The organism is Neobacillus mesonae, from assembly GCF_001636315.1.
GTDB lineage: Bacteria > Bacillota > Bacilli > Bacillales > Cytobacillaceae > Neobacillus > Neobacillus mesonae.
This window is the reverse complement of sequence record NZ_KV440949.1, coordinates 735,390-755,739: the sequence shown is the minus strand read 5'-3', so window position 1 is coordinate 755,739 and position 20,350 is coordinate 735,390. Positions and strand designations below refer to the sequence as shown.

The following is a 20,350-nucleotide window of genomic DNA, read 5'->3' as shown; positions in this document are numbered from 1 at the left end:
CAGGCACCATTGAAATATTCACATGGTGCCTGACACCCTATATCGCTTTCTCAGTTAGGTAAAAGAGGCCGCCGTTGATGAAGGTGATGTTTATTTTGGGTTCGTATTGGTCTTGGAGTGCTTTTTTTTCGGTGTCGTAGCTTTCGTTTTCTTCTTCAATGTCTTCATAGAAATGGTCCAGAAGCTGCAGGTCCTTTTCCCAGCGCTTTCGTGCTTCTTCAGCCCATGTATGGTCTTCTTTCATGATATCTGTTTTTAAATAGTTTTCAATTCGCTGTATTCCGCTTTTTGGTCGTACCAAAGGTGATAATGTAAAGGAATAATCCGGTATTTTTGGTGTTAACGGTATATTCAAGAGCCGGTCATGGAAATTTTCGACCATCGCTCCGTTAATCAGCTGCAGACCAATCGATTTAAACTCGTCACGTTTACGGTCGCATTGATATGATATTTTCACATTCAAACACAGCCACGGGAGCAGCGGGGTTTGCCGCTGACCGTGTTGATGATTTTCATATAATCGAATATACCGGGCTAAATTCTTTGACGAAGCAAAAATTTGGTGAAGTCTCGGCGAACCGAGATGAATGATTTCTCCCTTAAGTTGATCAGGAGCCTCCTTTTGATTCGTGATAAGAGTCAGCTTCATCGGATTCGGAGTGCCGCCTGTTTTCTCTAAATAATGCCAGTAAAATGGGCGGTTCATCAATTCTTTATCAAGTGCGATGGTTAATTGAACTGTTAAGAACCCAGACTTATTTTCCAAAATAGGACAATCATTTGCTTTAAAATATTGTACCAGAAAGTTATGAATTTCCTGCTGCTGCATGTGAATCTCCCTTCCTCATATTTTCGGCAAATTCAATCATTGAAGACAAGTTTTCCATTTTGATTCGCATTTCGCCTTCGGAACTGGAGGCACCGAATATGTCTATTAAATGATCCTCGATATTGCCAAACTCAAGTTTTGTTAATATATCGTCGAGCTCACCGATTACGCGCTCGAATAAATCAATTTTTTCGTATAGAAGCTTTAAGATATGCTCTTCAACAGTATCCTTTATGGCGAAATTATAGATTTTCACATCGTTTTCCTGTCCAAGACGATGTATTCTGCCGATTCGCTGTTCAAGTCTCATCGGATTCCACGGCAAATCAAAGTTAATAATATGGTGGCAGAACTGCAGGTTAATTCCTTCACCGCCCGCTTCTGTTGCAATGAGAACTTGTGCATGCTTTTGAAAGAGCTCACGCATCCAATCCTTTTTCCCGCGCTTAAATCCGCCGCGGAAAGGAACGGAGGTAATCCCATTTTGTTTTAAATACCATTGCAGGTATAATTGTGTCGCGCGGTATTCTGTAAAAATGATCACCTTATCATTAATATTGTTGATTAATTCCAGTGCTTTTTCTGCCTTTGTATTTTGCTTTACTGCTTCTACTTTTTTAATTAAAAATTCAATTTGCTGCTGGAAGGCTGTGGTCGGGTTCTCTTTTCTTTGCAGCATGTTTTTTAATGTATAGAATACCGCTTCTCTGCTGCTGCATGCTTCCCGCTGCAATGTCATGACAGAAAAGGCGCTTGTTGCAAGCCAATCATCTTCATTCTTTAAGCTGCAAATTTCCTCATAGAGCTCCCGTTCTGACTTGCTGAATTCAATGGGAATGGTTTCTACATACCGTTTGGTCCATTCAATTCCGGTATCAGCACGACGGTTGCGAATCATCACTTTATTGACCAATTCTTTTAAATGCTGATTATCGTTTAAGGAACGGGCATCCCGTTTATATTTTTCATAAAAGGCTGTTTCGTTCCCTAAGTGACCGGGCTTTAATAGTGAAACGAGATTAAAAATTTCTTCTACCCTATTTTGAATCGGTGTAGCGGTCAAAAGTAAGCAAAACTTCTTTTTCAAGTTCTGCACAAATTCATAGTTTTTCGTCTTATTATTTTTTAGCTTATGTGCCTCATCGATTATGATTAAGTCATAATCCTGCTGGTAAATAAGATCCCGGTGCGGGTTGCGCTTGGCAGTGTCAATGGAAGAAACAACAACATCACACTGCTCCCAGACATAGCTCTTTTTTTGTGTAATCGCGGGAATGAAAAATTTACTGTTCAATTCCTGACCCCATTGTGTCACAAGTGAGGCAGGCACTAAAATCAATACTTTTTTGACCAGACCGCGAATCATATATTCTTTTAAAATTAATCCGGCTTCGATCGTTTTCCCAAGACCAACCTCATCAGCCAGAATTGCCTTGCCGTTCATGTTTTCAATTACTTGTTTTGCCGTTTCAAGCTGATGCGGCAGCGGTGTTAAATTTGGCAGATGCTTTGGAGCCTGAAGTCCTTCAAATTCGGGAATCACCAAATGCTTTTCGACTTCAATGGCCAGTTTAAAAAGCTCCCAATCCCCCCAGGGACCGTCGTCATCTATTCGATGTAAAAGACCATCCTGCCAAGAGGAATCAAATTCTATTTCTATAGACATTGTTTTCAGCTCCTTTTTATAAAATCTTATTGCCCAAAATGTGCGTTAATGGTAGGATGATAATAGCTTTGAAGGTTTTAAATATTTAAATACGTTAATCTAATTTTTTTTGTATAATTAGTATGACCGAATTGGAAAATATTATAAATGCGGATGATAACAAGGGGAGAGACTACTCATTGTAGCGCCGAAGGAGCAAGCAGAAACTGTGAATCTCTCAGGCAAAAGAACTCTTGTTTGACGCGGCTCTGGAGAGTGCTGTGAATACAGCCACCCAAGGGGAAAGCCATTTTAGGTTAAACTTTCAGGTGCAAGGACAGAGACTTCCTTATGTTCAAGGGAGGTTTCTGTCCTTTTTTATGCTTTCCAACAGCCTTCAATATTAGAAAATTAATATCGGGATTTACCTCTTTTAAAAGAGTTTATTTTAACAATATATTAAGGGGGATTTAGGGATGACAGAATTAAAACGTACTCCGCTGTTTGAAGTCTACAAGGAATACGGGGGGAAAACGATTGATTTCGGCGGCTGGGAGCTTCCTGTCCAATTTTCCAGCATAAAAGAGGAACATGAGGCTGTCCGCACAAAGGCAGGGTTATTCGATGTTTCCCATATGGGAGAAATTGAAGTTAAAGGTTCTGACAGTTTAAATTATTTACAAAGAATGATGACAAATGATATTTCCAAAGTCAAAAATGGTGCCGCTCAATATACTGCAATGTGCTATGAAACTGGCGGAACGATTGATGACCTGCTTGTGTATAAACTTGAAGATGAGCATTATCTATTGGTTGTAAACGCTTCTAATATCGAGAAAGACTATGAATGGCTAGAAAGACATTTAGAAGGTGATGTAACGCTAACAAACTTGTCAGACACAACTGCTCAAGTGGCACTGCAGGGACCTCTTGCAGAAAAGGTTCTTCAAAAACTTACGGCAACGGATTTAAGCGGCATTGGCTTCTTCAAATTCCAGCAGGACGCCCGAATTAACGGCAAAAAGGCACTTGTATCCAGAACCGGCTACACTGGAGAGGATGGATTTGAGGTATATTGCCAGGCAAATGATGTAGTGGAGATTTGGAAGGACATTTTAGAGTCTGGTAAAGAAGAAGGGGTTCTCCCTTGCGGCTTAGGTGCTCGTGACACTTTGCGATTTGAAGCTAATTTGGCGCTTTACGGTCAAGAACTATCAGCAGAAATTTCTCCGCTTGAAGCAGGTATCGGTTTTGCCGTTAAGTTAAATAAGGAAGCTGATTTCATTGGTAAGGACGCTTTAGTAAAGCAAAAAGAAAATGGCATCCCAAGAAAAATTGTTGGGATTGAAATGATAGACCGCGGAATTCCTCGTCACGGCTACCCTGTATATAAAGGGGAGGAGCTAATCGGGGAGGTTACTACCGGAACACAATCGCCAACATTAAAGAAAAATATCGGGCTGGCGCTGATCTCCTCTGAACATGCGGTACTTGATGATGAATTAGAAGTAGAGATTCGCGGCAAACGATTAAAAGTAAAAGTTGTTCCAACACCTTTTTATAAACGAGGAAAGTAAAACATGAGGGGAGCTAAGGTTATGAAACATCGCTATTTACCTATGACTGAACAAGATAAGAAGGCAATGCTTGAAACAATTGGTGTTTCCACCATCGATGAGCTGTTTAGTGATATTCCGGAAAAAGTTAAATTTCAAGGTTTGTACAATATTAAACAGGCAAAATCAGAGACGTCTTTAACAAAAGAACTATTTAAACTTGCAGGTAAAAACGCTGACCTTAAACAAAATGTGTCATTCCTTGGTGCAGGCGTATATGACCATTATATGCCGATTATCGTTGATCATGTTATTTCAAGATCTGAATTTTATACAGCATATACACCATACCAGCCGGAAATTTCCCAGGGTGAGCTGCAGGCGATTTTTGAATTCCAAACAATGATTTGTGAATTAACAGGCATGGAAGTAGCAAACTCCTCAATGTACGATGGCGGAACGGCACTTGCTGAGGCTGCAATGTTGAGCGCAGGCCATACAAGACGTAAAACAATTGTTGTTTCTAGTGCAGTCCATCCCGAATATCGTGATGTTTTGAAAACTTATGCAAAGGGTCAATACATTGAAGTGGTTGAGGTTCCTGTAAAAGATGGTGTTACAGATGTGAACGTGTTAAAGGATTTAGTAAATAAGGACACGGCAGCTGTAATCGTACAATACCCTAACTTCTTTGGCCGTATTGAGCCATTAAAAGAGCTTGAAGAAATCATTCATGAACAAAAAGCGATGTTTGTTGTCTCTTCTAACCCATTGTCACTTGGGGTATTAACACCGCCAGGGAAATTTGGGGCTGATATCGTTGTCGGTGATGCACAGCCGTTTGGGATTCCAACAGCTTTTGGCGGACCACACTGCGGTTATTTTGCAGTAACAAGCAAGCTAATGCGGAAAGTTCCCGGCCGTCTAGTCGGACAGACCACTGATGAGGAAGGACGCCGTGGTTTCGTTCTAACCCTTCAGGCACGGGAACAGCATATCCGCCGGGACAAAGCAACATCCAATATTTGTTCAAACCAGGCATTGAATGCTCTTGCAGCTTCTGTAGCAATGACCGCCCTTGGTAAAAGCGGTGTCCGTGAAATGGCTGCTGCCAACCTTCAAAAGGCAAACTATGCGAAAAATGCATTTAAAGCAGCTGGCATCGAAGTGGTTTATGACGGTCATTTATTTAATGAATTTGTCGTTAAACTAAATAGTCCGGTTAAACAGGTAAATCAAAAACTGCTGGAAAAAGGGATTATTGGAGGTTATGATTTAGGCCGTGATTATCCTGATCTAGCACACCATATGCTAATTGCTGTTACAGAACAGAGAACGAAGGAAGAAATCGATACTTTAGTGAAAGAATTGGGGGATATGTATGCATAATCAAGATCAGAAGCTGATTTTTGAACTTAGTACACCAGGCCGAATCGGATATAGTCTTCCGGAATTGGATGTCCCGGAAGCAGATCTAAATGGTCTTCTTCCCGAGGGATATGTACGAGAGGAAGAGCCGGCACTTCCGGAAGTATCAGAGCTTGATATTATGCGGCATTATACTTCCCTTTCAAAAAGAAATCACGGCTTAGATTCAGGCTTTTACCCATTGGGCTCTTGTACAATGAAATATAATCCGAAAATTAATGAAAGTGTTGCGCGTTATAATGGGTTTGCACATATTCATCCGCTTCAGGATGAAAGTTCTGTCCAAGGGGCTCTGGAACTTTTATACGACCTTCAGCAGCACTTGAAGGAAATTACTGGTATGGATGAAGTTACCCTTCAACCTGCCGCGGGAGCTCATGGTGAATGGACTGGGTTAATGATGATTCGTGCCTACCATGAAGCAAATGGGGATGCGTTGCGGACCAAGGTTATTATCCCAGACTCTGCCCATGGAACAAACCCTGCTTCAGCAACGGTTGCAGGACTTGAAACGATTACCGTAAAATCGGATGAAAATGGCCTAGTTGACCTTGAGGATTTAAGAAGAGTGGTAGGCGAAGATACAGCGGCATTAATGCTGACGAATCCAAATACACTTGGCTTATTTGAAGAACATATTTTGGAAATAACAGAAATTATCCACGAAGCAGGCGGAAAAGTATATTATGACGGAGCAAACTTAAACGCAGTTCTTTCCAAGGCCCGCCCAGGGGATATGGGATTTGACGTTGTTCACTTAAACCTGCATAAGACATTTACTGGTCCACACGGCGGCGGCGGTCCTGGTTCAGGCCCTGTAGGTGTTAAAGCTGACTTAATCCCATTCCTGCCGAAACCGATTGTTGACAAACGCGGTGATGAGTATGTGCTGGATTATGATCGTCCGCAGTCAATTGGACGCGTGAAGCCATTCTATGGAAACTTTGGCATCAATGTTCGTGCGTATACGTATATTCGCTCAATGGGTCCTGACGGCTTGAAGGCTGTGACCGAATATGCGGTCCTAAATGCGAACTATATGATGAGAAGACTTGCCGAGTATTACGATCTTCCGTTTGACAGACATTGTAAGCATGAATTTGTTTTAAGCGGTAAGCGTCAGAAGAAATTGGGTGTCCGGACTCTTGATATCGCCAAACGTCTGTTAGATTTCGGCTATCATCCGCCAACCATTTACTTCCCATTAAACGTGGAAGAATGTATCATGATTGAACCAACTGAAACAGAATCAAAAGAAACCCTTGATTCCTTTATTGATGCAATGATTCAAATTGCCAAGGAAGCGGAAGAAAATCCAGAAATCGTTCAAGAGGCACCGCATACAACGGTTGTCGGCCGTCTTGACGAAACAACAGCTGCTCGTAAACCAATCTTAAGATATCAAGCTTAATATTTAAAACAAGGGATGATTTGAAAACGAATCATCCCTTGTTTTTTAAAGGCATTTAAAAAGACTCCGGATTCACCCAGAGTCTTGTCATCACTATTTTTTTGCTTTAACCTTGCCTGTCCATTTTTTAAATCCGCCTTGCAGCTGGGTCAGATCTTTATACCCTTTTTTGTGTAAAAATTGAGCTGCACGGGCGCTGCGCATCCCGCTTTGGCAGTATAAATATACCGGCAGATCCGGGCGGATTTCCTTCATCCGCATTCTCATTTGTGACATTGGAATGTTACGTGCGCCTAAAATATGCCCGCCTTCAAATTCGTTTGGTTCACGAATATCTATGAGCTGTGCCTTTCTATAGCCTGCACGGAATTCTTCCTCGGTAACCGTTTTGACAATTTTCTTTTGGTAAAAAAAGGTGAAAACGGAGTAAATAATAACCGCAGCAATAATAATTAATAAAACATAAAGTGAACTCAAAATACTTTCTCCTTTCAAGCTGTACTCCACTAGTTTTTATTATATAAGTCATTTACTTAAAGATAAAGAATTATGACGAAAATTCTTTTGATAAAATAATGCCAATACAATCTAGTTTGCATTCGTTTTCGATTTTGATAGACTTAAAAGGTAAAATATTTCATTTAAATGAGGTTTTTGAATGGAAAAAGAAAAATGGCATTTTATTGATACAGGAAACAGCTCTCCGTCATTTAATATGGCACTTGATGAGGCATTGCTGGATTGGCACAGTGAGGGGAAGATTCCACCAGTGATCCGTTTTTACGGCTGGAATCCACCGACGCTTTCGATTGGCTATTTTCAAAAGGTAGAGAAGGAAATTGATATGGATGCCGTCAAAGAGCACGGTTTAGGCTTTGTAAGACGGCCTACAGGGGGCAGAGGGGTGCTGCATGAGCATGAGCTTACTTATAGCGTGATTGTGTCAGAAGAGCACCCTGAAATGCCTAAAACGGTCACAGAAGCTTATCGAGTGATTTCGGAAGGGATTTTAAAAGGGTTTCATCATTTAGGTCTTGATGCCTATTTTGCGGTTCCTAAAACAGCGGAAGAAAGGGATGCACTAAAAAGTCCGCGTTCAGCTGTTTGTTTTGATGCACCGAGTTGGTATGAGCTTGTGGTAGAAGGCAGGAAGGTCGCCGGAAGTGCGCAGACGCGGCAAAAAGGAGTTATTCTTCAACATGGGTCCATTCTTTTGGATTTGGATGAAGATAAGCTGTTTAGCTTGTTTAAGTATCCAAATGAGCGGGTAAAGGAACGGATGAAGAAATCATTTAAGGATAAAGCGGTCGCAATTAATGCCATCAGCCCAAGACGGATTACGCTTGAAGAGGCAAAAGAGGCGTTTTATAAAGGTTTTGCTGAAGGGCTGAACATCGACCTTGTACCGTATCAGTTATCAGAGGAAGAATTGGCATACGTTCAGCAATTGGCTCGTGAACGCTATGAAAATAAGGATTGGAATTTTAAAAGGTAATAATTAGAAAGCGGCGGCGGCCGCTTTTAATTTTTAGCAAGCCGCGAAATTTGTTAAAATTCCTCGTTTTTAATAGAAAAATCGATTAAAGCTTTTATTTTCTTTAAAATCTATTTAATTTTAGGTTTGACAAAATAAATGTTTTTTGCTCAACATACAATATATAGTGGTGTCGAAAAAATCTAAAACACTATATGTTGATTTTTTCTGTCTTGTTGTGGTACCTTATGTATATTGAAGCAACTAGATATTGCAAATATTAACAGACTAGAATCTATCAGATAGCAAATAGATTTTATTTTTTAGAAGGAGTTGTTCTCATGTCTGTTGTGTTTAGACAAAAAATGAATATTGATTTTGAAAGGTTGAATGAGGATATCCGCCTATTTCCCCAGGTACACCCAGTTACCCCGGATATGAAAATAACTCACAAGGGTGTTTCGCGCTTAGTTATGTTGGATCGATACACCTTCAAAGATACGGAGAAAATTACCCTCACCAAAGGAGACTTTGTTGTTCTGACGATTAAAGAGGATCCAAAATTTCCAGCACGAGGTTTAGGAACCATTGAAGATATCGATTGGGAGAAGAAGAAAGCAAAGGTATTAGTGGAAGAGGAATTTAGAGGCGTTCTGGATGATCCTGAAGAAGCTGGTACAGGCGTGATTTTACGTTCACTTGATGTAATTGAAAAACCGCTTGAACTGTTCTATGAGCAGATTGCACGCCGTGTGGCGACAGGTCTGGCGGCAGTTGAAGAGACGGAAAAGAAGCGGATTGAGTGGACGGAGAAGTTCTATCAAGAGCTCGTTAATCTGAACTTTATTCCTGCGGGACGCGTTCTTTACGGTGCAGGGGCAAACACAGATGTAACGTACTTTAACTGTTACGTCATGCCTTTCGTAGCAGATTCCCGCGAAGGAATTTCTGATCACCGAAAGCAGGTTATGGAAATCATGAGCCGAGGCGGCGGCGTCGGTACAAACGGTTCAACATTACGTCCAAGAAACACTCTGGCACGTGGAGTAAATGGCAAGTCATCTGGTTCAGTTTCGTGGTTAGATGACATTGCAAAATTGACTCATTTGGTTGAGCAGGGTGGCAGCCGCAGGGGCGCCCAGATGATCATGTTGGCGGACTGGCATCCGGATATCATAGAATTTATTATTTCTAAGATGCAAAATCCTAGGATTTTACGATTCTTAATTGAAAATACAAAAGATGAAACGATTAAAAAACTGGCGAAAGATAAATTAAAGTTTACTCCTTTGACTTCACAAGAAATCGCAATGTACCAAGGGATTGTAAACTATAAGAACATTCAAGGTTACGGAGGTTTCAGCGAAGGTATAATTTCTGATGCTGAGGAGAAATTGGCGACAGGCGGAAATTATACAGTCCATAATCCAGAATTCTTGACTGGAGCAAATATTTCTGTTTGTTTGACAAAGGATTTCATGGAAGCCGTTGAAAATGACGGTGAATATGAACTTCGTTTCCCATATGTGGAACACTATACTGAAGAGGAAATGAAAATCTATAATGAAGAATGGCATAAAGTAGGCGACGTTCGCGAGTGGGAAAAACTTGGATACAAAGTACGTGTCTACAAGAAGATTAAGGCGAAAGAACTTTGGAACTTAATCAACATCTGCGCAACTTACTCAGCAGAGCCGGGAATCTTCTTTATTGATAATGCTAACGATATGACCAATGCAAAGGCATATGGCCAGCAGGTTGTTGCAACAAATCCGTGTGGGGAGCAGCCTCTTGCACCATTTTCCGTCTGTAACCTTGCTGCAGTTAACTTAGCAGAAATGGCAGACAAAGAAACGAAAACAGTTAATTTTGATAAATTGAAGAAAACAGTAGAGGTTGGTGTCCGCATGCAGGATAACGTCATCAACGCTACACCATACTTCTTAGAAGAAAACAAAAAACAAGCTCTTGGTGAACGCCGTGTTGGTCTTGGTGTTATGGGATTACACGACCTTTTGATTTACTGTGAAACAGAATACGGTTCACCAGAAGGTAATAAACTAGTTGATCAAGTGTTTGAAATCATTGCTACTACGGCCTATCGAACTTCAATTGAATTAGCGAAAGAAAAGGGAAGCTTCCCATTCTTAACAAGTGAATCTTTAGAAGAGACTAACCGCTTAAAACAGGCATTTATTGAAACAGGATATATGAAAAAAATGCCGGATGATATCCGACAATCGATTTTAGAAAACGGAATTAGAAATTCTCATTTGCTAACCGTCGCACCAACTGGATCCACCGGGACAATGGTTGGGGTATCCACAGGACTTGAGCCATACTTCTCATTCTCTTATTTCCGCAGCGGTCGTCTCGGGAAGTTTATCGAAGTAAAGGCGGACATTGTTCAAGAATATCTAGATCAGCACCCAGAAGCAGATCCAGGAAGCCTGCCAAATTGGTTTGTAACTGCGATGGAGCTTGCTCCTGAAGCACATGCTGATGTTCAATGTGTTATCCAGCGCTGGATTGACAGTTCAATCAGTAAAACTGTTAACGCACCAAAAGGATATAGTGTGGAACAAGTTGAGAAAGTTTACGAGCGTCTATACCGTGGTGGAGCCAAAGGTGGTACTGTTTACGTAGACGGATCGCGCGATTCTCAAGTATTAACTCTTAAAGCAGAAGAAAATACTAATGAGCAGTTGTCTATGTTTGATGAAAAAGAAAAGAAGCCAGTCGTACTTGTCGACACGATCAGCGATCTTCGTTCAACAAATGTAACCATTGGCTCCGAAGTAGGCAACACTTGTCCAGTATGCCGCAAAGGAGAAGTTGAAGAAATTGGCGGCTGTAATACATGTACCAACTGCGGTGCACAATTAAAGTGCGGTTTATAAGATTTAATGAAGGTGTGGATGCAAGTCCACACCTTTTAGTTATGGTTAATGGAGAGATTAATTTTTTACAAAAAATTCGAAAAGTGAAAAATAAAGTCGAAATTTGTAATAAAACTGTAATCTTCCTGTCACGGCGGTGTTACTCATTTTTTGTATGATAACGTTATCATAAATCGCCAGGGGGATTAAACAAGATGTTGAAAAAAATCGTTGCAGTTTTTGCTATGACTATTATTCTAAGTTCATTGTTTTCTGCTATGGGAGGTAAAGCCGAAGCGGCTTCATATCACACCAAAGCAATCTCCGTGGCAAAAGCGAATTTGGGAGTCCCATATAGATGGGGAGGAATTTCACCAAGAGGGTTTGACTGTTCGGGTCTTGTGAAATACTCTTACGGGAAAGCGGGAAAAGTTTTACCACGTACAGCATCTGACATGTTCTACAAACAAGGTAAACGTGTTAGCTCTTTACAGGTGGGAGATCTGATGTTCTTTGCTCCAAACAAAGCGAGCAAACCGACACATGTAGCTATTTACATCGGTAACGGTAAAATGATTCAAGCAGCATCTTCTAAAGGTGTATCCATTACTTACACAAACAATGTCTATTGGAAGCCGCGCTTCATTGGCGCTAAGCGTATATAAATAAAGGAAGAGCATCGGAAATCCGGTGCTCTTTTTGGACTGTAGATAAATGACTTTTACGAAACTAAAACCGATTCATCATACTTTGCCGTTCCACATTCATTCCATTTGAACCGTTCATCATCCCTCCTTCACCATGGCAAGCCTTGTACATGTCCTTTAATTCATCTTTTGAGAAATCAGGGTGCATTTTTTGCATAAATGGCAGCATTTTTTCAAAACTCAAAACATCACTTTGCCCACTATTTCCGGCCGCAAAGACAGCTGTTCCAGCACCAAGGATTAACGCTGCACTCAACATACCTACTGCAAGCTTTTTCACTTTTAATCTCCCCTTTCATTTTTTCGTCTTCATCATACTGCTGAATTATGAAGAATTCATGAAGCTTCTGCGAAAAGTGAAAATATTTATCAAGATTGTGACAAAAGTTTGAAAGGGTTTTGCAAGAAAAAATCGAATTGATAATATATGAAGACTTTGTTACAAAAAATCGAAGATAAATCAGGACAATTCGTTGAACAACGTTTTATTTCGACCATTTCTGCAGTTGATTATGTTATCATTTTTCTAGAATCATGATAGCTGGGATGGTGTTATGTATAATTTATTTAACAAAATTAGCACATTCATGAGTGAACCCTTTTTTACGATGGCGAATAATTTAGAATCATGGCCGCTTGCTTTTGCATTTATTTTAGGGGTAGTCGGCGCACTTGCCCCATGCCAGCTGACGGGGAATATTAGTGCGATTACTCTTTACGGAAATAGTTCTATTCAAAAGAAAATTGTATGGAAAGATGTTTTCAGTTTTACATTAGGAAAAATCACAGCTTTTTCATTGCTGGGTGTTTTAGTTTGGCTTCTGGGAAAGGGGATTGAACAGCAGCTGACAGAATATTTTCCATGGATGCGAAAGCTGATGGGACCGTTATTAATTATTGTTGGGATTTATATGCTTGGTTTAGTAAAATTCACTTGGACGTTCAACTTGTTTAAAGGGAAAAAAGAATATAAGCATGAAAATGTTTTTGGTTCTTTTATGCTTGGCTTTAGTTTCTCACTTGCATTTTGCCCGACGATGTTTATCTTATTTTTTGTTACATTAATGCCGGTTGTGTTATCAAGTTCCTATGGATTTATCCTTCCATCCATATTTGCCCTAGGTACAGCATTACCAGTTTTATTGATCATCTTTTTAATATGGTATTTTGGTGCAAGCGGACTTTTAATGAAAAAAGGGAGAAGGATTGGAACAATCATTCAAAGGACAGCCGGAATTGTCATGATTTTGTTAGGAGTTTTTGATACCCTGACATATTGGTTGTTGTAAATACAAAAATATCGGAAAAAATAATGAAGGAAATTAGATATAACTCTTTACATAGGGTGGGGGGGTATGGTAATTTAATATTAGAGAAACAATTTCACTAGTTACGAAGGGAAGGATATAGATGGAAAAGGTAACATTAAACGTACAGGGAATGTCTTGCAATCATTGTGTTAAGGCGGTAGAGGGCAGTGTTGGTACACTGAATGGTGTTAACACTGTAAAGGTAAACCTGAAAGACGCAACGGTTGCTGTTGAATTTAATCCAGAAAAAGTAACATTGGATCAAATTAAAGAAACGATTGACGATCAAGGCTATGATGTAAAATAACCATTTCAAAAGACGTGCTAGTTATTAGCACGTTCTTTTCTCAAAAATATATACCCATATGGGGTATGGGGAGTTGGCTTTTATGACTCAAAATGTAAAGGAAACAAATCTGCAAATCTCCGGTATGACATGTGCCGCGTGTGCCACTAGAATTGAAAAGGGATTAAATAAACTTGCGGGTGTAGAGTCAGCAACCGTAAATCTTGCTTTGGAAAAATCGGCAATTAAATATGATTCTTCGCAAATAAAGGTTGAGGATATAGAAAATAAAATTAGGGACTTAGGCTACGATGTGGTGACGGAAAAAGCAGAGTTTGATATTACCGGCATGACCTGTGCTGCATGCTCTGCCAGAATTGAAAAAGGCCTCAATAAACTTGATGGTATTGTAAAAGTGAATGTGAACTTGGCGTTAGAAAAAGCAACGGTGGAATTTAATGGTTCAGCCTTATCCGTGAACGATATTATAAAAAAGGTAGAAAATCTAGGTTATGGTGCACAAATAAAAAAAGATACAAAAGAAGCGGTTGACCATCGGCAAAAGGAAATTGAAAAGCAAAAGAGAAAATTCATCTTTTCGGCTATACTATCATTACCGCTTTTGTGGGCAATGGTTAGTCACTTTTCATTTACTTCATTCATCTGGGTGCCAGATATATTTATGAATCCATGGTTTCAACTGCTTTTGGCAACGCCGGTCCAATTTATCATTGGCGGACAGTTTTATATTGGTGCCTATAAAGCCTTAAAAAATAAAAGCGCAAATATGGATGTACTCGTTGCTTTAGGTACATCTGCTGCTTATTTTTACAGCTTATATTTATCAATCATGTCTCTCTCAGGCAGTTTGCACACAGTTGAACTGTACTATGAAACAAGTGCCGTGCTGATTACATTAATCATTTTAGGAAAGCTGTTTGAAGCAAAGGCAAAGGGGCGTTCATCAGAGGCAATTAAAAAACTAATGGGCCTCCAGGCTAAAACAGCTGTTGTTGAACGCGGGGGAATGGAACAGGAAATCCCGCTTGAGGAAGTAGTTGTTGGTGATATTCTTCACATTAAACCAGGAGAAAAGATCCCGGTTGACGGAAGAATTATTGAAGGTCAGTCAGCAATTGATGAATCCATGCTTACCGGTGAAAGCGTTCCGGTTGATAAAAAAGCTGGCGATGAGGTAATCGGTGCCACCATTAACAAAAATGGATTTTTAAAAGTTGAGGCGATTAAGGTTGGCAGGGATACGGCATTAGCCCAAATTATTAAAGTGGTAGAGGAAGCTCAAGGGTCTAAAGCGCCAATCCAGCGTCTTGCTGATAAAATTTCCGGGGTGTTTGTCCCAATCGTCGTTGGTCTGGCGGTTTTAACCTTCATTATTTGGTATTTCGTCATTTCGCCTGGTGATTTTCCGGAAGCTCTAGAAAAATTAATTGCTGTCCTTGTTATTGCCTGCCCTTGTGCATTAGGTTTGGCAACGCCAACGTCAATTATGGCTGGTTCAGGAAGATCAGCGGAATTTGGAATTCTCTTCAAAGGCGGCGAACATTTGGAAATGACCCACCGCATTTCAACAGTCGTATTAGATAAGACAGGAACTGTTACAAATGGTACACCAGTTTTAACTGACATCTTTGTTGAAAAAAATTTTACTGAAAATGACTTTGTAACCTTGGTGGGTTCTGCTGAGAAGCAATCAGAGCATCCACTGGCCCAAGCAATTGTTCAAGGGATTAAGGAAAAAGGCATAGCTTTAAAAAATGCAACCGAATTTGAGGCAATTCCCGGCTTTGGAATAAGAGCTGTGATTGATGGAAAAGAAATCCTTGTTGGTACTAGAAAACTAATGAGTCAACATAATGTTCCAATTGCGAATGCACTTTCCAAAATGGACGGTTTAGAACGTGCCGGAAAGACGGCTATGCTGGCAGCGATTAACGGTCAGTTTGCCGGTACAGTGGCGGTAGCGGACACCATTAAAATCACGTCGAAAGCAGCCATCAGACGCCTCCAAAAAATGGGGCTGGATGTTATCATGATTACCGGTGATAATCAGAAAACAGCAATGGCAATTGCTGAACAGGCTGGTATTGAACATGTCATTGCGGAAGTACTGCCGGAAGGAAAAGCTGAAGAAATCAAGAAGCTCCAGGCTCAAGGCAAAAAAGTGGCAATGGTTGGCGATGGAATAAATGATGCTCCGGCACTGGCTGTTGCTGATATTGGGATGGCCATTGGCACCGGTGCGGATGTGGCGATGGAGGCTGCTGATATCACCCTTATTCGCGGTGATTTAAACAGTATCGCCGATGCCATTTTTATGAGTAAGAAAACAATCGCCAATATTAAACAAAATCTCTTCTGGGCCCTTGCCTATAATTCTTTGGGCATCCCGGTTGCTGCACTCGGCTTTTTAGCCCCATGGTTAGCAGGAGCAGCGATGGCATTCAGTTCCGTATCCGTTGTTTTAAATGCGTTAAGGCTACAGAAAGTGAAACTATAAAACTATAAAAGAGCACCACTTTTCAAGAAGACTGACACATATTCTCAGTCTTCTTTCCTTTTCAAGCTGTGTTATCAAAAATTTTCATCTTGTCCGTTGTACTATTTTAGGATGCAGCTGCTTAAAGTGTAACAATGATTACATCTTTAGGGGTGGCTGCCATGAATATAGATGGAGTTTTTTCCGGAGGAGGTATAAAGGGGTTTGCATTGATTGGTGCCTATGAAGAGATTGAACGCCGTGGCTTCAAGTTTGTCAGAGTGGCAGGGACCAGCGCCGGGTGTATCGTTGCAGCTTTAATTGCTGCAGGTTACACAAGTAAAGAAATCTACGATCTGGTGGATGAGCTGGACCCAACCAATTTATTAGACTCCAGAAAAACGATAATTCCGTTCAAATTTGCAAAATGGCTTTTACTCTATTGGAAATTAGGACTATATAAAGGGGATGAACTGGAACAATGGCTTGAGGAAAAGCTGGAGGCTAAGGGCCTGAGAACATTTTCTGATTTACCTCCCGATGCACTGCGGTTGGTTGCCTCAGACCTATCGAACGGACAAATGGTTGTATTACCGGAAGATTTGGAGAAATACGGTATTTCTCCAGGGTCCTTTTCCATTGCCAGGGCGATTCGAATAAGCTGCAGTATCCCCTATTTCTTTGAACCTGTAAAAATGCGCTCGATTGATGGTATTAATATACTTGTAGACGGCGGAGTGTTAAGTAATTTTCCGATGTGGCTATTCGATAAGGATAATGTAAAAAAAGTAAGACCCGTTTTAGGAATTAAGTTAAGCGCTAATGAATACGAGCATCAAAAACATAAAATAAATAATGGGATTGAATTATTTGGGGCCTTATTTGAAACCATGAAGGACGCCCATGATGCCCGGTATATTTCAAAAAAGCATGTAAAAAACATTATTTTTATTCCAACAGAAGGAATTTTTACGACGGAGTTTCAGTTAACGGATGAAAAAAAGCAAGCGCTTTTTCAGTTTGGAAGAGAACATGCCAAACGTTTTTTGAGCAAATGGACATATTAATGACCAAAAAAAAACGAGCGTTTATAATGACGCTCGATTTTTCTTTTTCCCCTTTTTTCCTTCAATAACAGTGAGATGAGCAGGAGATTTCCGTTTGGTTTTATTTTTCTTTAAAGGGGAAATTCGGCCTAGGGAGCTCTTTGTATTAGAGTCTCCGCTCTTATGCTGCAGCCGTTTCTTAGACTGCCTAGCAGCTTTCAAAAATGCCCGCTGCTCTTTTTTTTGAGGGCCCGAATTTGAAAACTTCCGAACGAGAAAAAATATCGCAAATCCGATTAATGCCATAATGGCTATTTTCTGAATAAACCCAGCGGGATTAGACGTGAATGAGCCAACAAGACCTATTAAGGCAAGAATAACAAGCCCCCCTATAATAAGGACGGATGTCCGATTTTTCAAGAAAGCCACCTCCCTCTATGAGCATCTTAAGCATTTTTTTTACCTTTTAAACAAGTAATAACCAAAATTTAGATAATTTCTTCATTTTTCATACTGAATTCCGTTTCTGATTCCTTATTTAATAATGCTTGAAAGGAAAGAATTGCCACCTCTACCTGTTCATCATCAGGCTCCTTCGTGGTTAAGAGCTGGAGCCAAAGTCCTGGCAGACCAAGATATTTCAAGACTGGGACATTTCTTAATTTATTGGTGAACTGCAGTACTTCAAAGGAAATCCCTAATACCACAGGAATCAGCAAAATTCTGTCGACAATCCGCAGCCATAGCGGTGTTGTAGGAACAAGCAGATAGACAAATAGTCCTACAATAACGGTAAAGAGAATAAAACTGCTGCCGCAGCGGTAATGAAGCCTAGAATGGGCCTGAACATTTTCTACCGTGAGCGGGACACCGGCCTCAAATGTATTAATGACCTTATGTTCAGCACCATGATATTGAAATACCCGTTTGATCAGCGGCGTTAACGAAACAAAATAAATATAGGAAAGAAGCAGGATAAGCTTAATCACACTTTCAATGACAACTTGAGCCACATCTGATGGGAAAATGGGTCTCATAAAGTTTGCTAATAAAGCAGGTACTAATGTAAAGGCCAATTTACCAATGACAAAGGAAATAACGCCGATAACGGCTACTCCCAAATACATTGTTAATTTCGAAACTTCTTGTTCTTTTATTGTATGATCATCTTTTGGATCGACGTCATACCTTTCCGATGAGAAATTTAAATGTTTTGAGCCGTTTGCGCTTGCTTCAATAATCGCTACAATCCCGCGAAGAAACGGAATCTTTTTTAATTTTGCAAGAACAGGATTAACTTTTCGCGGAACATGATAATAATCAATGGAATGATCTTTTCTTCTGACAGCGGTGACATAGTGATGTTTACCGCCAAACATGACACCTTCAATGACAGCTTGACCGCCGTATACTGGTTTTTGAGAATTGGACATGTATTTGACACCAACCTATATACAAAGTTGCACATGAGCAGAAAGTTGAAGAAATCTGTATGTACTTAATTGTATTCTACTAGAAAAATAAAAAATCCTCTAGGATTGACATAATCTTTCCATTTAAAATCCGAAAAATATTTTTTTATGCAAGTGATGGGTATGCTAAGGGCATAATACAAATGAAAATGTATTGGAGGTTGTTGCAATGACTAACGAAAATGGAGCAGCTAAATATCCCCAACCAATGGCTTTTCCTGTAATGGTTTTTTGGACTGGACTATTTGGGGGGATTTTTTGGGGAACGGTTGGTTTTATTACTTATTATTTAAATTTTACGGAAATCCGGCCCAATGTCATCCTTATTCCATGGGCGCTTGGAAATTGGAAATATGGATGGGCTGGAACTGTTATCGCAATCTTGCTGCTCGGAATTATTTCGATTGGTGTTGCTTTCATTTATTCAGTTCTTTTAAAACGATTTAATGGCCTATGGTTCGGAATAGGATATGGTGTCATTTTATTTTTTGTCGTATTTATGCTTTTAAATCCGCTTCTTCCTGATATAAAACCGCTTATCGATTTAAATCGAAATACTATTATTACGTCTGTTTGCCTATATATCATCTATGGGATGTTTATCGGTTATTCCATCAGCTATGAATATCGGAATAAAATAGAACAGGAAAAAGAAGAGGCAAGTTAAGTTGATATTAGTCGGATAAGGAATGGTTGTGATAAAATAATTGTGTCCGTCTGTGGAATTGAAAAGGAGAGTGGAGACGATGGAGAAATTAACAAAATTAAGAGAAGAATTTGCAGCACATGGAATTGATGGGGTTCTAATCACAAGTCCTTATAACCGCCGCTACATATCTAATTTTACAGGTACTGCTGGAGTTGTATTAATCAGTACCAATCATGCACAATTCATAACTGATTTCCGTTACGTTGAACAGGCTGCAAAGCAATGTGAAGGCTTCGAGGTTATTAAGTTTTCCGATACAATCCCAAAAGAAGTTGCTGAACAGGTGAAAAAGTTAGGCATCAAAAAGCTGGGTTTTGAAGAAGATTATTTAACGTATTCTTTATTTAAAGTATATGAAGAAGAATTGAAAGCTGAACTTGTACCGATCGCTGGGGTAATTGAAAAATTACGCTTGATTAAGACTGATGCAGAGATTAAGATAATAAAGGAAGCCGCGGATATTGCTGATGCTGCTTTTAAACATATTTTGGATTTCCTAAAACCGGGTAAAACGGAGATGGAAGTGTCGAATGAGTTAGAATTTTTTATGCGAAAAGCTGGAGCGACTTCTTCTTCTTTTGATACCATTGTTGCTTCAGGAGTTCGTTCAGCGCTTCCACATGGTGTTGCAACTGACAAGGTGATTGAAAAAGGGGATATGGTTACACTTGACTTTGGTGCCTATTATAAAGGCTACGTATCCGACATCACCCGGACAGTCGCTGTCGGTGAACCTGACAGCAGGTTAAAAGATATTTATCAAATTGTTCTTGATGCACAGCTGCGCTGCATGGATGGCTTGAAACCAGGCTTAACCGGAAAACAGGCAGATGCATTGACAAGGGACTACATAACTGAAAAAGGGTTCGGCGAGAACTTTGGACATTCTACCGGTCATGGAATTGGACTTGAAGTACACGAGGGACCTGCCCTTTCTATGAAATCTGACTTTGTCCTCGAACCGGGAATGGTCGTAACATGTGAACCGGGAATATATGTTCCAGGACTAGGCGGTGTGCGGATTGAAGATGATACGCTTATCACAAACGATCATAATGAAGTCCTTACTCATTCAACCAAAGATTTAATTATTTTGTAATG

At 40.1% G+C, this 20,350-nt stretch carries 18 protein-coding genes and 1 riboswitch; of the genes, 12 read left to right on the top strand and 6 right to left on the bottom strand.

The window, feature by feature from the left end; all coding sequences use genetic code 11:
• Positions 1-37: 37 nt before the first annotated feature.
• A complete protein-coding gene (locus A6749_RS03780; RefSeq protein WP_066385419.1) occupies positions 38-829 on the bottom strand; it encodes a YqhG family protein in 792 nt (263 codons plus the stop codon).
• The gene (locus A6749_RS03775; protein ID WP_066385416.1) at positions 807-2,495 is read right to left on the bottom strand and encodes a DEAD/DEAH box helicase; all 1,689 of its coding nucleotides are present in this window, start codon (positions 2,493-2,495) and stop codon (positions 807-809) included. The genes A6749_RS03780 and A6749_RS03775 overlap by 23 nt, the downstream gene beginning before the upstream one ends.
• Before the next feature lie 153 nt (positions 2,496-2,648).
• A riboswitch (glycine riboswitch) is annotated at positions 2,649-2,738 on the top strand.
• A 212-nt stretch (positions 2,739-2,950) separates the two neighbouring features.
• Between A6749_RS03775 and gcvT the strand changes: the two genes are divergently transcribed.
• Genes gcvT through gcvPB form a run of 3 tightly spaced genes read left to right on the top strand, consistent with a single transcriptional unit; the run spans position 2,951 to position 6,869 of the window.
• Positions 2,951-4,051 carry a glycine cleavage system aminomethyltransferase GcvT gene (gene gcvT / locus A6749_RS03770; protein WP_066385414.1) on the top strand — a complete coding sequence of 367 codons (1,101 nt, stop codon included), beginning with the start codon at positions 2,951-2,953 and terminating at the stop codon, positions 4,049-4,051.
• Between the two features lie 21 nt (positions 4,052-4,072).
• Positions 4,073-5,419 (top strand): aminomethyl-transferring glycine dehydrogenase subunit GcvPA, encoded by a 1,347-nt coding sequence (gene gcvPA, locus A6749_RS03765; RefSeq protein WP_066385412.1) that lies wholly within the window; start codon positions 4,073-4,075, stop codon positions 5,417-5,419.
• Positions 5,412-6,869 carry an aminomethyl-transferring glycine dehydrogenase subunit GcvPB gene (gene gcvPB, locus A6749_RS03760; protein WP_066385410.1) on the top strand — a complete coding sequence of 486 codons (1,458 nt, stop codon included), beginning with the start codon at positions 5,412-5,414 and terminating at the stop codon, positions 6,867-6,869. Before gcvPA ends, gcvPB begins: the two co-directional genes overlap by 8 nt.
• 93 nt (positions 6,870-6,962) lie before the next feature.
• On the opposite strand, the gene A6749_RS03755 is transcribed toward gcvPB, so the two are convergent.
• Entirely contained in the window at positions 6,963-7,346 is a 384-nt protein-coding gene (locus A6749_RS03755) for a rhodanese-like domain-containing protein (RefSeq protein ID WP_066385408.1), read from the bottom strand.
• Positions 7,347-7,527: 181 nt separating this feature from the next.
• On the opposite strand from A6749_RS03755, the gene A6749_RS03750 reads away from it, so the two are divergent.
• From A6749_RS03750 to A6749_RS03740, 3 genes are all read left to right on the top strand, one after another.
• Positions 7,528-8,364: a lipoate--protein ligase family protein gene (locus tag A6749_RS03750; protein ID WP_066385405.1), complete on the top strand. Its 837-nt coding sequence runs from the start codon at positions 7,528-7,530 to the stop codon at positions 8,362-8,364.
• Between the two features lie 320 nt (positions 8,365-8,684).
• Entirely contained in the window at positions 8,685-11,243 is a 2,559-nt protein-coding gene (locus A6749_RS03745; RefSeq protein WP_066385403.1) for a vitamin B12-dependent ribonucleotide reductase, read from the top strand.
• 194 nt (positions 11,244-11,437) lie between these two features.
• Positions 11,438-11,887 (top strand): C40 family peptidase, encoded by a 450-nt coding sequence (locus A6749_RS03740; protein ID WP_066385401.1) that lies wholly within the window; start codon positions 11,438-11,440, stop codon positions 11,885-11,887.
• Between the two features lie 64 nt (positions 11,888-11,951).
• Here the strand turns inward: A6749_RS03740 and A6749_RS03735 are convergent, their stop codons facing one another.
• Positions 11,952-12,209 carry a hypothetical protein gene (locus A6749_RS03735; protein ID WP_066385398.1) on the bottom strand — a complete coding sequence of 86 codons (258 nt, stop codon included), beginning with the start codon at positions 12,207-12,209 and terminating at the stop codon, positions 11,952-11,954.
• A gap of 274 nt (positions 12,210-12,483) precedes the next feature.
• On the opposite strand from A6749_RS03735, the gene A6749_RS03730 reads away from it, so the two are divergent.
• The 4 genes from A6749_RS03730 to A6749_RS03715 all read left to right on the top strand — a co-directional run bounded on the left by A6749_RS03730 (position 12,484) and on the right by A6749_RS03715 (position 17,089).
• Positions 12,484-13,218, top strand: coding sequence for an urease accessory protein UreH domain-containing protein (locus A6749_RS03730; protein ID WP_066385396.1), 735 nt, complete (start codon positions 12,484-12,486; stop codon positions 13,216-13,218).
• Positions 13,219-13,339: 121 nt separating this feature from the next.
• Entirely contained in the window at positions 13,340-13,546 is a 207-nt protein-coding gene (gene copZ / locus A6749_RS03725) for a copper chaperone CopZ (RefSeq protein ID WP_066385395.1), read from the top strand.
• 82 nt (positions 13,547-13,628) lie between these two features.
• A complete protein-coding gene (locus tag A6749_RS03720; protein WP_066385394.1) occupies positions 13,629-16,043 on the top strand; it encodes a heavy metal translocating P-type ATPase in 2,415 nt (804 codons plus the stop codon).
• Between the two features lie 161 nt (positions 16,044-16,204).
• Positions 16,205-17,089 (top strand): patatin-like phospholipase family protein, encoded by an 885-nt coding sequence (locus tag A6749_RS03715; protein ID WP_066385393.1) that lies wholly within the window; start codon positions 16,205-16,207, stop codon positions 17,087-17,089.
• A 21-nt stretch (positions 17,090-17,110) separates the two neighbouring features.
• Here A6749_RS03715 and A6749_RS03710 read toward each other — a convergent pair whose 3' ends face one another.
• Together A6749_RS03710 and A6749_RS03705 are read right to left on the bottom strand one after the other, a co-directional pair.
• On the bottom strand, positions 17,111-17,497 hold the full coding sequence (locus A6749_RS03710; RefSeq protein WP_330220438.1) for an SA1362 family protein: 387 nt from the start codon (positions 17,495-17,497) through the stop codon (positions 17,111-17,113).
• 59 nt (positions 17,498-17,556) lie between these two features.
• On the bottom strand, positions 17,557-18,501 hold the full coding sequence (locus A6749_RS03705; RefSeq protein WP_066385390.1) for a DUF1385 domain-containing protein: 945 nt from the start codon (positions 18,499-18,501) through the stop codon (positions 17,557-17,559).
• Between the two features lie 208 nt (positions 18,502-18,709).
• On the opposite strand from A6749_RS03705, the gene A6749_RS03700 reads away from it, so the two are divergent.
• Positions 18,710-19,207 carry a YqhR family membrane protein gene (locus tag A6749_RS03700; RefSeq protein ID WP_066385387.1) on the top strand — a complete coding sequence of 166 codons (498 nt, stop codon included), beginning with the start codon at positions 18,710-18,712 and terminating at the stop codon, positions 19,205-19,207.
• Between the two features lie 79 nt (positions 19,208-19,286).
• Positions 19,287-20,348, top strand: a complete 1,062-nt coding sequence (locus A6749_RS03695; protein ID WP_066385385.1) for a M24 family metallopeptidase — start codon at positions 19,287-19,289, stop codon at positions 20,346-20,348.
• Positions 20,349-20,350 lie beyond the last annotated feature (2 nt).

Excerpts from the sequence above, each read along its gene's own strand:
- A6749_RS03780 (WP_066385419.1), bottom strand. The coding sequence starts at position 829 with ATGCAGCAGCAGGAAATTCATAACTTTCTGGTACAATATTTTAAAGCA.
- A6749_RS03775 (WP_066385416.1), bottom strand. The coding sequence starts at position 2,495 with ATGTCTATAGAAATAGAATTTGATTCCTCTTGGCAGGATGGTCTTTTA.
- gcvT (WP_066385414.1), top strand. The coding sequence starts at position 2,951 with ATGACAGAATTAAAACGTACTCCGCTGTTTGAAGTCTACAAGGAATAC.
- gcvPA (WP_066385412.1), top strand. The coding sequence starts at position 4,073 with ATGAAACATCGCTATTTACCTATGACTGAACAAGATAAGAAGGCAATG.
- gcvPB (WP_066385410.1), top strand. The coding sequence starts at position 5,412 with ATGCATAATCAAGATCAGAAGCTGATTTTTGAACTTAGTACACCAGGC.
- A6749_RS03750 (WP_066385405.1), top strand. The coding sequence starts at position 7,528 with ATGGAAAAAGAAAAATGGCATTTTATTGATACAGGAAACAGCTCTCCG.
- A6749_RS03745 (WP_066385403.1), top strand. The coding sequence starts at position 8,685 with ATGTCTGTTGTGTTTAGACAAAAAATGAATATTGATTTTGAAAGGTTG.
- A6749_RS03740 (WP_066385401.1), top strand. The coding sequence starts at position 11,438 with ATGTTGAAAAAAATCGTTGCAGTTTTTGCTATGACTATTATTCTAAGT.
- A6749_RS03730 (WP_066385396.1), top strand. The coding sequence starts at position 12,484 with ATGTATAATTTATTTAACAAAATTAGCACATTCATGAGTGAACCCTTT.
- copZ (WP_066385395.1), top strand. The coding sequence starts at position 13,340 with ATGGAAAAGGTAACATTAAACGTACAGGGAATGTCTTGCAATCATTGT.
- A6749_RS03720 (WP_066385394.1), top strand. The coding sequence starts at position 13,629 with ATGACTCAAAATGTAAAGGAAACAAATCTGCAAATCTCCGGTATGACA.
- A6749_RS03715 (WP_066385393.1), top strand. The coding sequence starts at position 16,205 with ATGAATATAGATGGAGTTTTTTCCGGAGGAGGTATAAAGGGGTTTGCA.
- A6749_RS03705 (WP_066385390.1), bottom strand. The coding sequence starts at position 18,501 with ATGTCCAATTCTCAAAAACCAGTATACGGCGGTCAAGCTGTCATTGAA.
- A6749_RS03700 (WP_066385387.1), top strand. The coding sequence starts at position 18,710 with ATGACTAACGAAAATGGAGCAGCTAAATATCCCCAACCAATGGCTTTT.
- A6749_RS03695 (WP_066385385.1), top strand. The coding sequence starts at position 19,287 with ATGGAGAAATTAACAAAATTAAGAGAAGAATTTGCAGCACATGGAATT.